Annotated in this window: 1 protein-coding gene; it reads left to right on the plus strand. The window is 74.1% G+C overall.

Annotated features, from left to right (window positions below):
- The first annotated feature begins 84 nt into the window (after positions 1-84).
- Positions 85-948 (plus strand): peptidylprolyl isomerase, encoded by an 864-nt coding sequence (locus tag ACG2DA_RS22850; protein WP_395259015.1) that lies wholly within the window; start codon positions 85-87, stop codon positions 946-948.
- Positions 949-994: the final 46 nt, after the last annotated feature.

The raw sequence follows: 994 nt of genomic DNA on the forward strand, positions 1-994 counted from the left end.
CTGTGCGGACCGCGCCCCTGTCGCGGACGCCGCCCCTGACCGGTCCGCACAGCGGACCCTACGAATCTTCCGATCGCCGTTCCGATGTCCGTCGCTCTGCTCTCTGTCCTGCTGCTCGCCGCCGGTCCGGAGGGGCCGCCGGGCGAGGTGGTGGCCGAGGCCGCCGGCGAATCGATCACCCGCGGCCGGGTGAACCTGTTGCTGGAACTCCGCCGCGTGCCGGAGGTGCAACGGGCCGCGGCGTGGGACGACGCCGTGGAGACGTTGAAAGACCGGGCCCGCATGCGGCGGTTCCTCGCCGGTCGGCGGGCCCGGCCGGACGCGGAGGAGCTGGAGACCCAGACCGCCGCCCTGCTGGAACGGTTCGGCGAGGACGAAGCGACGCAGACCGCGGCGCTGGAGGCGTTGGGCGTCACCGCCGAGGACGTGCGGGCCGAGGCCGCCCTGCCGCTGGCCTGGGAGAAGCAGGCGCAACGCCTCATCACCCCGGACGCCCTGCGGGACTACTTCGAGGCGAACCGGCTGCGGTACGACGACACCGCCCTCACGGTCGCCCACATCTTCCAACCCGGCGACGCGACCGCCGAACTGGCCCAGGCGAAGCGGAAGATCGAAGCCGGCGAACTGACCTTCGCCCAGGCCGCCGCCCGGTACTCGCAGGCGCCCACGGCACAGCGCGGCGGGGTGATCGGCGCCCTGCGGCCCGGCGACGGCAAGGCCCCGCCGGAGGTGACCGCCGCCGCGTTCGACCTGGCGCAAGCGGGGGAGCCGGGCGGGGTGAAGCCGGGCGCCGTCAGCGACCCGGTGCGGAGCGCGGTCGGCACGCACCTCGTCACGGTCCTCGGCGTCGCGGAGCCGGGCGAACTGACCCTGGAGGACGTCGCCGGCCGGGTGCGGCGGGACCTCAAACGACAACTCTGGTTCGAGCAGGTCGAACGCCTGCGGTGAGGCGTTTTCTCCCCTCTCCCTTGAGGGAGAGGGGCCGGGGGTGAGG

This window comes from Alienimonas sp. DA493 (assembly GCF_043951915.1).
Lineage (GTDB): Bacteria > Planctomycetota > Planctomycetia > Planctomycetales > Planctomycetaceae > Alienimonas.

What these genes read in the sequence shown, in the direction of transcription:
- ACG2DA_RS22850 (WP_395259015.1), top strand. Translation starts at nt 85, where the DNA reads ATGTCCGTCGCTCTGCTCTCTGTCCTGCTGCTCGCCGCCGGTCCGGAG.